The organism is Halorubrum sp. B53, from assembly GCF_059752395.1.
Genome location: NZ_MWTH01000014.1, coordinates 38,307 through 51,250 on the forward strand (window position 1 = coordinate 38,307; position 12,944 = coordinate 51,250).

Sequence of the window (12,944 nt, forward strand, 5' to 3'; positions counted from 1 at the left end):
ACATCGACTACGATGGCAGAGATCTCGATACCCGGAATGTCGGTGATGGGAAGGTAGTTCGGCCGATTACGGCCGAGAATTTCGAGATGGAGAAACGGACTCTGGGGGAGGTCCTCACCGATCAGAAGTTCAACGTACCAGAGTACCAACGACTGTACTCGTGGAAGAACATCCACCACGAACAGTATTGGTCGGACATCGAGCAGTTCGTGAATGCCGACCTGGTCGCTGACCGACGCGAAGTGTCTGACGTGTTCTTCAGCTCGATGTACTTCGCGGTCAACGACGACAAACAGGTGTATGAGGTCATCGACGGCCAACAGCGGCTGACGACGACGCACCTGCTGTTGCGCGTCCTTATGGAGCACCTCGAGGACGTCGATCCAGCCTCTATCGAGGACGATACCCTGGCGGAGTTCCGGGACTACGGGATCGGGCGAATCACCGATATCCTCTATGTAGAGGAGTCGTTCGGCAAACGTGAGCCTCGGCTCACGCTGAACAAACACGACGCTGAATTTTTCAAAGCCCTCATGATGGGGCCGTCCGCCCAGGTGGGCTATCTCAAGAATGAAGCCGACTTCAGCATCCACGGGAACAACAGCGATGCGGTGCAAGTCTCGGAGTGTCTGGACCGGTTCGGCACCACGGACGATGACCTCGCGGACTTGGATACTGACTCGCTCTCCTTGGGGGCGTTCTTCAAACTGTACCGCTCACACCGGCGGTTGTTGAAGGCCTACGAGTTCTACGACGAGAAGATCAGCGGCGTCGTCGCCGACGCCGCCACGCCGGACGAGACGGTGCGAGCGCTCGTGAACATCCTCAACTACGTCTACAACTCCTACCACGTCGGGGAGTACCTGATTCGAGAGGCGGAGTCGGACTTCCGGATGCAGATATTCGAGATTTTGAACGACCGCGGCGTCGATCTGACGAAGATCGACCGTATCAGGGCGGCGGTTGTGAACGCCTTCTTCGATACTGACGTGAAAGACGAGTACGTCGACAAGTGGGAGGACATCGTGGTGGCGTTCGCGACCGATGGTGATGCCATCGACGACTACCTCTCGATCTATCTGAGTATCGTCGACGATGGCATCGACAGGATTGGTGACGCCAGCGCCGAACTAACCAACGCCTTCGACACGCGGAACATCGACTCGGATGTCGTCCCGCGCCTTCGGAATCTCGATGAAGCGAAGGCCTTCCTCGACTACGCGCACGACCTCGTCGACTACTACCAAGATATCACAACCACGGAGCTCGCCGCCGAGGACCTTGAGTTAGCCAGTCACCGAGAGCAGTGTCGGGAAATCCTTGTTCGCCTCAATAACCAACAGATGGACCAGTGGCGGCCATTCGTCCTGGCGCTCTACTATCACACCAATCCTGAATCGGAACCGGATGCAGCACAGTTCCACCGCGTACTAGAGACCATCGAGAAACTCAACCTGCGACGCCTCCTCATCTCTGAACGACCGAGTATTTTCCGCGAGGTCTTCATCGAGGCCGTCGAGGAGTTCAATCTCGCACCAACTGCCGACGCCACTCCAGATAGTGTATACGAGGCTTCTCGAGAGTACCTCATCACCGAGATGCGTTCCTCTACGCCGACGCTGTTCGGCGACCGGTTCGTCGATACGGTCGTTCAGACGCAGTCCTGGAGTACCGGAACGGCGCGACTGCTCTTCGGGAAGTTCGCCCAGGATCACTTCGACGACAGTAGTCGTGCCGTCGAGCGAGACCTGAACATGGGGAACATCCATCTCGAACACGTCCTCCCGCAGACTCCCGTCAGCGACCCGGAAGACCCGACGTGGCTTCGGGAGTTTTTCAAACTCGACTCGGAGCCGGACATCGAGATCGCGTCAGAGATCGAACGCTATATCGAGCTGGTGCAGCGCTCTGATCTCGACGAAGAGGAGGAGCGACTGAAAGACAATATCTCGGAGTTCATCACGCAGGGGTTCATCGACGATATCGGGAACTTCCTCCTGCTCCGTGACACCGATAATATCGGGGCGAGTAATCGGCCACTCGCCGAGAAGATGACGCAGTACTACTCCGAGATCGACGGTTTCGCCAGTATCTACCCCAATCGGTATTTCACGGCCGAATACGGCAACGTCGATCGCGACTCCCTCGACAAACTCCGTGAGCAGCACGATGGCGGTGACGTTTCGAATGTGGACGCCGATGTAGTGGCGTATTTCAACTCCTTCTGGACCTACGAGACTCTGCAGGATCGACGAATCGAGCTCCTCTTGGATATTCTGTCGACGCTTGGGTTCGATTCGTTTGAGGACGAGTTCGGGATTGAATCCGACCAAGATGAGGTACGCCACGAAATTCGAGAGAAGACGGACCAAGAGTTTGAGAAACGTCTGTCCATCCGATCGCTTTAACCCCCTCTGAGAAGTCGGTTTTGCGAGTACCTGTCGAAGCCTTCTCAGCTGACTATCCTATCCAGCTTCGCCATCCCCACAGAAGGTGTCGACCTCCTTTGCCGAAACGAAAGGAACGAACGAAACGAATAGAATGAATGGAATGAAGTAAACGAGATTGATGAATTGAACTCTTCAAACGAACTGGTTTGTCTCTGGTTGGCCTTTAGCAGAAACGAACAAAACGAACGGAACGAATTGAGTGATAGAAATGAACGCAATTAGTTCAACGAGCGAAACGAACAGTGGTTTTAACATCGTAGTAATCCTCTCACCGAGTGAAACAACCTCACCGAACGCACCGAACTAAACGAGCAAAACGAACGAAACGAACACAACGAGAGAAACGAAGATAATGACTGACACCAACACCGCACGAATCACGGTGGCGAATCAGAAGGGAGGCGCGGGGAAGACAACCGACGTCATTCATACTGGCGGCGCACTCGCTGCCCGAGGCCACGACGTCCTCCTAGTCGATATCGACTACCACGGAGGGCTCACCTGCTCGCTTGGCTACAACGATCTGTACTACGACACCGACCGTACAACGCTGTTCGACGTTCTCGACTTCGACCAGATGGAATCGGTGAACGACATCATCGTCGAGCACGAGGAATTCGACATCCTTCCCGCCAGCGAGAAACTCGCAAACAACAAGAACATCCAGACGCTGCTTGAGGCGCCGAAGAGTCGCGAGCGATTGGAGATGACTTTGGACGAGCTCGACAAGGACTACGACTACATTATCGTCGACACGCCGCCATCTCTGAACGTCCTCACCGACAACGCGCTCGTCGCGACTGGCAACGTTGTCATCCCCGTCATTCCCGAGAAACTCAACGCCAACAGCCTCCAGATTTTCGCTAAGCAGCTGAGCTCCCTCGAACAGGCGTACGGAGACATCAATCGGCTCGCAATCGTCTGTAACCGCGTCGAGCAGAACGCCGAACACCGCGACACCATCGAGGAGATCAAGTCGGCGTACTCTCTCCCGGTGTTCGAGATCCCGAAGCGGACCGACCTCTCTCAGTCGATTGGCGAAGGGGTGTCCGTCTTCGGTTTCGGCAAGGAGAACCAGCGCGTTGAGGATGCACGCGACCTGTTCAACGAAATCGCCGACCTGTTCGACGAGACGTTTGAGAAGACCGCACCTGAGGAGGTGGAAGCATGAGCGATGGCTGGGGTGATGCTTCCGGCATCGAGGGCAACTACGAGGAGGAGGACGATGAGGTCGAATCCAGCGAAACGAGTGAGGTGAGTGAAACGGTGGAAACCAGTTCATCGACCGAAACGACCGAATCGACTTCAACGAGTGAAACGAACGAAACGAGCAAAACGAAGACGAACATCAAGGACGAGTGGAATGGGCGGACGATCTACATTCCCGACGATGTCCTCGACGAGATGGAGGATACCTACCTCGAGTCCCAGCTGAAGCTCCGCAAGGCGGGCCAGGACGAGTTCAAGAAAAATCGCCACTTCTACCCGCTACTCGTCCAGTTCGGTGTTGAGGCGCTCTCTGAGGCGGATTCTGAGGAAATTCAGGCTCGGCTTTCGGAACTCGGAGACTGAATGACCTCGCGCAGACCACAACCTGATTAGGATAACTTGATACACAAATCTGGCAGCATGGAATTATCTATGCGTGTTGAATCACCGAGTCAGCGCCGGGTGTGATCGGCGCGCTACCAAACGATAAGTTGTGTTGTGAATATTCCTATCCAATCACACAGAAATATACAACTTGGATCGAGAGCAGTCGCTACACAACAACGCGTCCTGACAAAAAGTGTTCTTCGCTACCCCCCAGGGTCAAAGAGGCAGAGACCGACCAGCTCAACGATCTCTCCAGCCAGGATCGGCGGATCTTCTCCTAAGTTCACATCCACCTCATCTCGTAGGTGGTAGTTCGCCATCCGCCAAACATTGTACAGCGCCACACCAATGACAAAATAGAGGAGGCGATTACGGAAGTCAGCTGTCGCTGAGGTTGGTAGAAAGTGCTTCTTGATGGTCTTGTATTCATTTTCGATCATCCAGCGGTCGCGGTACTGCTGTGCAAGCCCTTGCGCCCGATCAGGTGACACGTGCGCATTGATCGTGAATATCGCATAATCACCTTCAATGTACTCCTCACTGTCTTTTGCTGTGTCTTTCGGCACGTAGATAAACGAGATATCGTGCGTTTCACCATCGTATGTGAGTGTCCCCTGTTCAACGCTCACATCAGATACTTCGTCTTCAATGGTCTTTTGTATCGCAATCTTATCGCTATTTGCTTGCTTACGCTTCCCGATAATGTAGTACCCGTTGTGTTGATCGATCTGATGCCTGACTTCCAGGCTGTCGAATTCACGGTCGGCAAGCACCTTATTTATATCAACGTGCTGCTTCGCCTGTTTGAGGAGGGCATCAACGAGCTCACCGCGTGTACGCGTTTCAACGCTGTCGGGCTCCCACTGCCGTTTGTCGCGGACCGGCTCGACTGCGATGACAATCGGTGTGTCGTTTGCGATGATGGTGAGCGTCGCGAACTTGAATGCACGTTGGTGCGATTCCTTGGTGCCACTCACCATCTCTGGGTAGTCCTCTTTCGGATAGACATCACGCGTTGCGCCGCTGTCGTACTCAATTGTGACGGGCTCTTCCCACCACTCGACGTCATTCTCGTCGCGAAACGGTGATGACCAGTACGGCCAGGTTGTGATGTCGAAGGCGACGTTAACTGGTTCTCGGATGCCTGGGCTGTCGCCTTCTTCAAGAGCGTTGAGAATGTTCTCGACCCCGATGTGGAAGGCGGGGAGGACTGTATCGCGAATCGCTTTCCAGTCTTGGCGTTTGTCACCGATGAAGTCCCACAGCTTCGTCTGTTCTTCGGGAGTGGCGAGTTTCTTCAAGGTACGATTGTGCGTTGTACCGTGCGGAACTTTTGAACGGTTGCTGAGTCGAGCGAATCGACGTGCTTTCGTTGTGGTTCCCGCCTTAGCAAGATTGAGGTAGCTCTGCCGCTCGAAGTACGCTTCGAGGGAATAGGTGATGTTGTCGGCGCGAGGATCGATGAAGCCGTCCAAGCCAAGGTCCACCGCGCGTTGAACTGACTCACGGATTTGCTCTTCGCCAACGTCCTCCTCGATGTCGTCCGGTGGGTGCGCGGGCTCGTACGGTTTAATAACGTCGTGTTCTGCACAGATCGTTTTGATTCGCTCGGCAGTTTCCACAATTCTGGCCCGCTCTTCACCAGTGAAGCGATTTCGCCAGTTGTGGCTGATGATCTGCTGGACCGGAGGGGACGAGAGTCTGAATCGCTGATAAATGAAGGCTACACCTTGGAGTCGGCGGGATAGCTCTGATTGGTTGACATCGCGCGCATGCTGGTACAAGAACACCTTAATAATCCCCTCCAGGTCGTACTTGGCCCGGTACTCTTCCTCGTACCCGCTGAAGGAGCTAGTAGGTATGTCGAGAGCTGCGATGACGCGTGTGATATGGTCGTGAATATGGCAGAGGTCTTCTGTCTGCTCGGCCACGGTATCGATCGGTTCCTCGGTTGTGTCTGGGGTCATCGATGACTCGTTTTCTGGATCAAGATGTAGTTTACACTTACAGTTCCGCGTGTAGTTTCCGGTAATTCCAGCTTTAGAGTCGTACTTGGGGGTGATATTGGTGGGGAGAGCGGTGAATGAGAAGGTACTTCTGAGTGTAAATTACGTCTGAGTGTAACCTATAATTGGCACGATGTGCAAGTTGTGGTAACTAATCAATGGAAGAGATAGTGGCTAGCTTCTTAGAAGAGAAAGGAACAATAGATATTCTAAGTGTAATTCCCACTCAAGGGATATCTCGCAAGGAGATCGAGCCAAAAGTTCGAATCACGAATAAGACCGTTGGCTCTCGACTCCAACGCGGGCGGGACTTGGAGATTTGGGTACGGAAACCAAGCCACCGAAAGGAGGGTGGACGGTACGACTATTTCCTTACTGAGATGGGTCAGAAAATACAGATTCTCCTAGCTTTTCATCAGTTACCACAGATTGTATCCGAGCTCAAAGCAAAAGAGAAGGAATTCGAACGTCAGAGAGAACAGATGACGAATATGATTAAGAAACATGGGATAGAAGCAGTGGTTGAGATGTACGATGAGGAACTTTCCACATAGCGAATGTAGGAGCTTAGCCTGTCTACAATTTCTTTGTTGAGATGTCTTTGCTGGGGACGTAGTGGCGGATGAGTTCGCCAAGCTCCCACGTTCGGTGGATGTCAGCGAGGTTGTGCAGAAGGACATCGAGATGGCTATCGTTGTGGTAGGCATCGACCGCGCTTGCAGATGATTTGAATGGGTCATACCACCGCTCAGCGTACCACGGGTGGTCATTCGAGACATACTCGGAAAGAGTATCTAGGCTGTGTTGAGAGGGTGCGAGGAGTTCGTGGCTGCCTGTGAGTGTATTAGCGTCCGCAGATGCGCCATGAGTCGTGACGGTGGTGTTGATGCGTTTGGCCAGCGGGTCGTAGAGATCGGCAAACTGGATGCCATCAAACACCCATTCGAGGTCGCATTTGATACAGCGGGTGCGTACGAACGGAAGGTCAAACCCGCCTTTCCACGACTCAGCATTATACGCTATCAGGCGGTCGTAGTCCTTTGAAAACCGGTCGAACATCAGCTCCCGTATTCCAACCAAGATGTCTCGTCCACCTTCACACACGTAACTGTGACATCTAATCCATCTGTTCGATCACTCAGTTGCTCTTCGAGCTCACTCTTGTCAGCGTCGGTGTCTGTATAGACGTTGAGGAATAACACTGCGTGACCGTCGGGGAACCAGAACCCCGCGACACTCAACACATCGTCTGCACCGAACCCTGTTGTTTCGATATCCCATGCAACATGATTCCGACCATTGTTTCGGTCGATCATAGAGAACGAATGCCCTGGTGATAATGAATCAATACGGGCGCACCTTCCGGAAACCGGACTCTGTTGAAATCCTCAGCAAGGGATATATTCTGACACTGTTTCGGTCAATACAGCTCAGCTAGATAACGGTCGGTGATTAGTGAGCAGGCTGAGATTCAGGGCGTGAGTCCTCCTGTGTAGATCCAGACGGGGAGGTTGATGGAGAATCATCCGCACCGGTCGGTGTGACCGGTCGCCCCTCATCCGTCTGGAACGTGACGATTGCGCCTCCAGCAATAGCGCCGATTGTGATGAGAAGTGCCACTTCAACGAGCATCCTAACGACGGTTGCGACTAATATGATGCCGGTAATGAGATTCATCGACGTTGTGCCCGACATTTGGAGTAGTATCGGAACGGCGGCGACGAGGACGCCGGTTGTACTCCCGATAGCGATTGCCTCACCGACCCGCCGATACTCTGTAGAGAAATCGACTCGTCGGGCGACGTACAAACCAAGGCCGACTGCCATAGCGAGCGTCACCAACGACCCAACGATTCCGCCCATGTCATTGTAGACCGTCACGGTCTGCCCGACACTCCCTATCATCGGGATTGCGCCCTCAAATCCACGGTCAATCCCCCGTCCGAGAATAATATCCGGTACGGACTGAATGACAAGCCCGAAGACGCCGACAAGTCCAGCTAAAACTCCAATTCTATTTCTATCCATGATGATGTATCTGGTCGCTGTAGAGAAAAGTGTTCGTAGGAGATATGTCTATATTATCGGAACCATTGCTAAATTCGCACTCTTCAGCGACCGGCTGTTTCATGCTGTATTGTGTCTGAAAAAGAGGATTTCAACAGAGCCGGAAACCGCTATACAGGCTGGTAGCGTCTTCCTCGATGTTTGCCGATCGATTCGATGAGGTTGTAGTGAGTGAGTTTCTGCAGGTAGTTTCGAACCATGCGTTTCGTTTTCGGGTTCTCAACCTCGGCGGTGTACTGGTCGTACAGGTCACCCATCGAGATCGAGTCTGTGTCGGTGATAATGTTGTAGAGGATGCGCTGGTCGCGGGTGAGGCGGCTGATGTTCTTCTGTTTGATTTCCGCTTTCGCTTCCGGAACCGCCGCCTCAAGATGCTCATCAAGAATCGTCTCGGATTCTCTAGCCGCTCGCTGAGCAGCCTGCCGGAGTGTCCCGATTGCCACGCGAGCATCACCGACCGCCGCGTCTGCAATCCACTGCAACTGCTCAGTCGTGACTGCATCCGGATGCAGCCCCCAGCGCGCTCGGTCCTCTAAAATCGCGGTGAGTGCATCAATTGAGTACGCGTCGAATTCGATGCGTGTTGCAGTACGAAGTCGGCTGTCTAGGCGGTCGTCGAACCTTGTGTACATCACGTCAGGGTCGTTCGCGATGAGAATCATCGAGAGCTTCCGCGTGCGCACGAGTTCGTAGAGGACGTCGGTGGTGTCGAGCTGGTCGGCCTCGTCGAGAATGATGATGTATGGTGGGCCGTCGTAGTCGTGGAGGCGGTCGAGGAGAACTTCTTGTGGTGTTGATTGCCGGTGGATGTCGAGCGTTTTGTCGAGGCCGTCGAGGATGCGGTAGAGAACAGAGAAGTGCGAGTGGTCTTCCCAGCAGTTCACGTACTGCGTGTTCAGTTTGAGTGTAGACTGGTGGAGTTTATCGAGTGTGTACTGTGCGATGCACGTCTTTCCGGTTCCAGAGGGGCCGTGAAGCACTGCTGAATCGGATGGGTTCCCTTCGACGGCTGGACGGAGAATACTTGATAGCAGGTTAATTTCGGCGTCTCGTTGCACCACGTCGTTCGGGAGGAATTCCGGGTCGAGAACGCGCGCGTCAGTGATCATGGTTGACACGAGCGTGATGATCGTATTAAGCGGATGGACCAGGTTTCCGGAATTTCCGGAGTGTAGAACACATGTGTCGAAACCGCGTGTCGGTGATATGGATGACAGAGCTACATATACCTACTATCTATATGTCTGATTTCCCGGGAACTCTCTAGATGAAAAGCTTATACTATTAGCGAACCATCATTATGTATGGACTCGCGGTTAAAATCGTTTCTTTTAGGCAAGTCGGTGAAACTATCTCTTCGATATCTCGGGTATTCAGTCATTCTCATGGCCTTGTTCTTCGGTCAACTCTATCTTGCTGGGAATTTTGAGATGGGAAACTCATCTAGTTTACTTATGAGTCCACTTGGAGTCACAGTATCAGCGATTATCTTGGCAGGGATACATACATATCGAAACAACGGAATACTGGTGAGCATCGCTGTCGCCGTCATCACCATGAGCGGTTATGCCCTGTATGGTGTCCTCTCGCTTAGTCACCCTCAACCTGACTATGGACTTTTAACCGGGGTGGGGACAGCAATCATGTATGGTGCACCAATAGGGATTATAACCTCCACTATTGCGTATGTGTTACGACGATCTGTCCCGAGCCTATCACCTGTAGTATCTAAGGAAAAATAGAAATATACTCGGTTCTGTTGAAATCCTCTACCTGTGACACGTTTCAGCGAGTGTGCTTGAATACGGTGCGCATCGTACAAAATTCGGTGACAGACTCTAGCTACCTTGGTTCCCAGTTGAGCCTCTGAGGTATTTCCGAGCCATGTACACGATCGCACCTACGAGAAGCGAAGCGGTGGCGATGAGCATCGAGAGTCATATCTTGTGGATGACGAAGAACCCAGCAAGTAGCGTGACTGCGTAAACAGCTACAACCACCGGGAGTAGTTTTGCAACGTTCATGGAGAGCTTGTCCTATCTTTCTTCGCTCGAATTATTAGCTCTATGATTCTGGGAACAGTTGGAACAACCCAACTTCCGGAATTTCCGATACAACAGTAGTGATCGGATCAAATCCTCTCAAAACTGTGGTGGTACATGACCTTTATCGAGAGATCGCCAACTCGAATCCCAATTTGTAGTTTCGTAAACGCGGATTGTCTGGCAGACCGGGGACCGAGTTTTTGTATAGCGATATACGATATACAATATTCTGAAGTGCGGAGTTCCGGCGCTAAGAGACTCTAGACCCCCGAATTCTCCCGATGGCTCGAAAATAACAAGTGGTTCTGATTATGCCAATAATCACGACCACTTTGAAGTACCCCGCCGCCGTCGGGTAAGCACGAATGCTGTAACCACCTCACGACGGCGCTTCCCCCGGGGTAGAGCCGCCAAGACCGGGCTCCGAGTTTGCTCTGGCTACCCTCAGCTGAGATCAGGGCGATGGCGAAAAAGAGGATTCGATATAGGACTAATGACCTCAATCTATATTAAGACACAGTCCGAAGGGTGTTGTATGACCGAAGACGAATCGAACTCCGAGGGCCTGATGGAACGCCAGACCACGGGTGAAGACCGCGTGCGGATGGTTGCTCGGCAGCTGTCGGAGCCACAGACGGCCAACTGGATCGCCTCCGAAGCGGGCTGGTCACACGAACCAACTAAGCGCGTCCTCGATCGGCTCGTCGACGATGGCATCCTCCACCGTGACGAAAGCGGTACTCACACGACGTATTACCCTGATTATCGCCGCCAAGCGATGCAGGAGGCGATGCGCCTTCGAGACAGCGGACACACTGTCGAGGAGCTTACGGACCGTCTCGCCGATATGAAGACGCAGATCCGCGACTGGGAGGACGAATTCGGCGTCGAGTCACCGAACCAGCTTCGCGGGACGCTCGCTGACGAATCCCTTGACGGTGACGAGGAAGATCGGCGCCGTGAAATCGCCCGCGAGTGGGAGCACCTTCAACGGCGTATCCAGATCGTTGGCTTCGCCATCCGCGAATGGGACTTCCTCGCTCCAACGACAGAGCCTGCCGAGGCCAGCAGCTAACGGATGTCTGTCCCGCATCCAGGTGGTGACCCGAACGCGAACCTCTACGCCCAATTGAAGCGGGACGTCCTCGACCGTGTCCCCCAGATCACGGCCGTCGAGTACGTTCCTGACGATATCGAGGCCAAGCAGCTGCGGGCGGTTTTTGATCCAGCCCGCCTTAATCCCCCAACGGGCCCTGATTCGCCGGAACTGACCGTCAAGTGGTATCGACAGGACCCACACGATTGGTTCCGTATCAACTACACCGATCCGAACACGGGCTTTCACGCCGGCTGGCACCAGGACGAGGACCATCCCGATCTCGGACGGGCGCATTTCCAGTACTCTGCCGCCAATACGGAGGACCGCTGGGGGATCACATTTGAATACGAGACTCCTTCCCTAATCCTCTGGGAAATCGTCGAAGCGCTCCTCGAGGACGTCCGTCCGACTTACCAGTACGCGAACGAAGAACCATGACACCTCGAGAACGCACTAATCAGTCACTCGCGAGTTCCTTCGAGCGCTACCTCCAGGACAAGGGGAAAGGCCGCGGTGGGGACGGTGGGAACTATCGACGTAACGCAGCCCGCGAGCTCGAGCGGTTCGCCGAGTGGGTCGCCGGCGACCGCGGCGACGACGACTGGACCGGGATCGTCCCCGACGACGTCGACCGTGAGCCAACCTTCGACGATCTCGACGACCGCGTGTTCCGGGAGTACGCCCGGCATCTCAGTGGAGATCGGGGACTCAAGCAGAACACGGTACAAACCTATTACCGCTATATCTCTGCATGGTGTGGCTGGTGCGTCAACGAGGGCTATCTAGAGGCCCACTACGCGCAGCGGGCCAGTGCGATGGCGCCGCTGCCCGAGGACGACGGCCGCAAGCCCGGTGACCAGCAGGCCTGGACGTCCGAACAGCGCCACGCCCTCACCCGCCACGTCGACGAACAGGCCCGCGACGCCGTCGAGGCGTACACGACCCTTCCAGAGGATACTGACCCCCTCGACAAGCAGCGAGCGCGCTACGCGGCGCTGAAAGCCGCTCGTGACCGAGCGCTGGTGTTCGTCCTCGCGTACACCGCCGTCCGCGTCGGGGAGCTACTCCGGGATCCGAACGATCCGCGACGGCGCGGCGTTCGCTGGGAGGACCTTTCCCTCGACGACGGGAGTATGGACGTCTACCGCAAGAAACAGCAGTGGGACGCCGCCAGCCTCCCCGACCCGGTGATCTCGCCGCTGCGGAGCTATCGTCAGCTGATGGACCCAGCGACGGAGCGGTGGCCGGTGTTTCCGACGTTCGACCAACGGACGCTCGCGGAGCTCGTCCGGGAAGAGCTCGCCGACCGAGGGGAACCCCCAGAGGCAATTGCTGAGCGGCGTGATGAGTACGCTCGCGACCTCCTGCTGGCGCTCGATGAGGATATCCGGCCGCCGTCAATCACGACGGACGGTGCACGGTCGATTCTCCAACGGCTTTCGGAGGCTGCAGAGATCGACATCGAACATCCGAAACACGATTACCTTGCTCCACACGGTGGCCGTCGTGGGATGGGCGAGGTGCTAGTCCGCGCGTTCGGGTATACCGTCGCGGCTCGATATCTCGACAACTCCGAGGAAATGGTCCGTGAACGGTATTCGCATATCGAAGCTGGCGAGTTAGGTGATGTCGCTACAGAAGCTCTCGAAGATGTCGATTCGGTAGACGGCTGAGCGAATTG

General features: G+C 54.6%; 13 protein-coding genes. 8 read left to right on the forward strand and 5 right to left on the reverse strand.

Annotated features, from left to right (window positions below; translation table 11 throughout):
• The first annotated feature begins 86 nt into the window (after positions 1-86).
• From B4V06_RS11915 to B4V06_RS11925, 3 genes are all read left to right on the forward strand, one after another.
• Positions 87-2,408: a DUF262 domain-containing protein gene (locus tag B4V06_RS11915; RefSeq protein ID WP_498166552.1), complete on the forward strand. Its 2,322-nt coding sequence runs from the start codon at positions 87-89 to the stop codon at positions 2,406-2,408.
• 394 nt (positions 2,409-2,802) lie between these two features.
• Positions 2,803-3,621 carry a ParA family protein gene (locus B4V06_RS11920; RefSeq protein ID WP_095637937.1) on the forward strand — a complete coding sequence of 273 codons (819 nt, stop codon included), beginning with the start codon at positions 2,803-2,805 and terminating at the stop codon, positions 3,619-3,621.
• The gene (locus tag B4V06_RS11925) at positions 3,618-4,022 is read left to right on the forward strand and encodes a DUF8160 family protein (protein WP_251344705.1); all 405 of its coding nucleotides are present in this window, start codon (positions 3,618-3,620) and stop codon (positions 4,020-4,022) included. Before B4V06_RS11920 ends, B4V06_RS11925 begins: the two co-directional genes overlap by 4 nt.
• A 227-nt stretch (positions 4,023-4,249) precedes the next feature.
• Here B4V06_RS11925 and B4V06_RS11930 read toward each other — a convergent pair whose 3' ends face one another.
• The gene (locus tag B4V06_RS11930; RefSeq protein ID WP_498166547.1) at positions 4,250-6,013 is read right to left on the reverse strand and encodes a transposase; all 1,764 of its coding nucleotides are present in this window, start codon (positions 6,011-6,013) and stop codon (positions 4,250-4,252) included.
• 197 nt (positions 6,014-6,210) lie between these two features.
• Here B4V06_RS11930 and B4V06_RS11935 point away from each other — a divergent pair, with 197 nt between their 5' ends.
• Positions 6,211-6,606: a hypothetical protein gene (locus tag B4V06_RS11935; protein WP_498166544.1), complete on the forward strand. Its 396-nt coding sequence runs from the start codon at positions 6,211-6,213 to the stop codon at positions 6,604-6,606.
• Positions 6,607-6,628: 22 nt separating this feature from the next.
• Here the strand turns inward: B4V06_RS11935 and B4V06_RS11940 are convergent, their stop codons facing one another.
• From B4V06_RS11940 to B4V06_RS11955, 4 genes are all read right to left on the reverse strand, one after another.
• The gene (locus B4V06_RS11940; RefSeq protein ID WP_498166542.1) at positions 6,629-7,111 is read right to left on the reverse strand and encodes a hypothetical protein; all 483 of its coding nucleotides are present in this window, start codon (positions 7,109-7,111) and stop codon (positions 6,629-6,631) included.
• Positions 7,111-7,368, reverse strand: coding sequence for a hypothetical protein (locus tag B4V06_RS11945; RefSeq protein WP_498166540.1), 258 nt, complete (start codon positions 7,366-7,368; stop codon positions 7,111-7,113). Before B4V06_RS11945 ends, B4V06_RS11940 begins: the two co-directional genes overlap by 1 nt.
• A gap of 136 nt (positions 7,369-7,504) precedes the next feature.
• Positions 7,505-8,080, reverse strand: coding sequence for a hypothetical protein (locus tag B4V06_RS11950; protein ID WP_498166537.1), 576 nt, complete (start codon positions 8,078-8,080; stop codon positions 7,505-7,507).
• A 149-nt stretch (positions 8,081-8,229) separates the two neighbouring features.
• Complete coding sequence (locus B4V06_RS11955) at positions 8,230-9,228, reverse strand: Cdc6/Cdc18 family protein (RefSeq protein ID WP_498166535.1); 999 nt, start codon at positions 9,226-9,228, stop codon at positions 8,230-8,232.
• A gap of 195 nt (positions 9,229-9,423) precedes the next feature.
• Between B4V06_RS11955 and B4V06_RS11960 the strand changes: the two genes are divergently transcribed.
• The 4 genes from B4V06_RS11960 (at position 9,424) to B4V06_RS11975 (ending at position 12,936) form a co-directional block, all read left to right on the forward strand.
• Positions 9,424-9,861: a hypothetical protein gene (locus B4V06_RS11960; RefSeq protein ID WP_498166532.1), complete on the forward strand. Its 438-nt coding sequence runs from the start codon at positions 9,424-9,426 to the stop codon at positions 9,859-9,861.
• A gap of 796 nt (positions 9,862-10,657) precedes the next feature.
• Positions 10,658-11,239, forward strand: coding sequence for a DUF7342 family protein (locus B4V06_RS11965; RefSeq protein WP_115803907.1), 582 nt, complete (start codon positions 10,658-10,660; stop codon positions 11,237-11,239).
• Between the two features lie 3 nt (positions 11,240-11,242).
• Positions 11,243-11,701, forward strand: a complete 459-nt coding sequence (locus B4V06_RS11970; protein ID WP_115803908.1) for a hypothetical protein — start codon at positions 11,243-11,245, stop codon at positions 11,699-11,701.
• A complete protein-coding gene (locus tag B4V06_RS11975; protein ID WP_123115121.1) occupies positions 11,698-12,936 on the forward strand; it encodes a site-specific integrase in 1,239 nt (412 codons plus the stop codon). The genes B4V06_RS11970 and B4V06_RS11975 overlap by 4 nt, the downstream gene beginning before the upstream one ends.
• Positions 12,937-12,944: the final 8 nt, after the last annotated feature.

Bases quoted from the DNA above. Each gene is read 5' to 3' on its own strand.
- B4V06_RS11945 (WP_498166540.1), bottom strand. From the start codon at position 7,368: ATGATCGACCGAAACAATGGTCGGAATCATGTTGCATGGGATATCGAA.
- B4V06_RS11915 (WP_498166552.1), top strand. From the start codon at position 87: ATGGAGAAACGGACTCTGGGGGAGGTCCTCACCGATCAGAAGTTCAAC.
- B4V06_RS11965 (WP_115803907.1), top strand. From the start codon at position 10,658: ATGACCTCAATCTATATTAAGACACAGTCCGAAGGGTGTTGTATGACC.
- B4V06_RS11960 (WP_498166532.1), top strand. From the start codon at position 9,424: ATGGACTCGCGGTTAAAATCGTTTCTTTTAGGCAAGTCGGTGAAACTA.
- B4V06_RS11930 (WP_498166547.1), bottom strand. From the start codon at position 6,013: ATGACCCCAGACACAACCGAGGAACCGATCGATACCGTGGCCGAGCAG.
- B4V06_RS11975 (WP_123115121.1), top strand. From the start codon at position 11,698: ATGACACCTCGAGAACGCACTAATCAGTCACTCGCGAGTTCCTTCGAG.
- B4V06_RS11940 (WP_498166542.1), bottom strand. From the start codon at position 7,111: ATGTTCGACCGGTTTTCAAAGGACTACGACCGCCTGATAGCGTATAAT.
- B4V06_RS11955 (WP_498166535.1), bottom strand. From the start codon at position 9,228: ATGATCACTGACGCGCGCGTTCTCGACCCGGAATTCCTCCCGAACGAC.
- B4V06_RS11950 (WP_498166537.1), bottom strand. From the start codon at position 8,080: ATGGATAGAAATAGAATTGGAGTTTTAGCTGGACTTGTCGGCGTCTTC.
- B4V06_RS11935 (WP_498166544.1), top strand. From the start codon at position 6,211: ATGGAAGAGATAGTGGCTAGCTTCTTAGAAGAGAAAGGAACAATAGAT.
- B4V06_RS11920 (WP_095637937.1), top strand. From the start codon at position 2,803: ATGACTGACACCAACACCGCACGAATCACGGTGGCGAATCAGAAGGGA.
- B4V06_RS11970 (WP_115803908.1), top strand. From the start codon at position 11,243: ATGTCTGTCCCGCATCCAGGTGGTGACCCGAACGCGAACCTCTACGCC.
- B4V06_RS11925 (WP_251344705.1), top strand. From the start codon at position 3,618: ATGAGCGATGGCTGGGGTGATGCTTCCGGCATCGAGGGCAACTACGAG.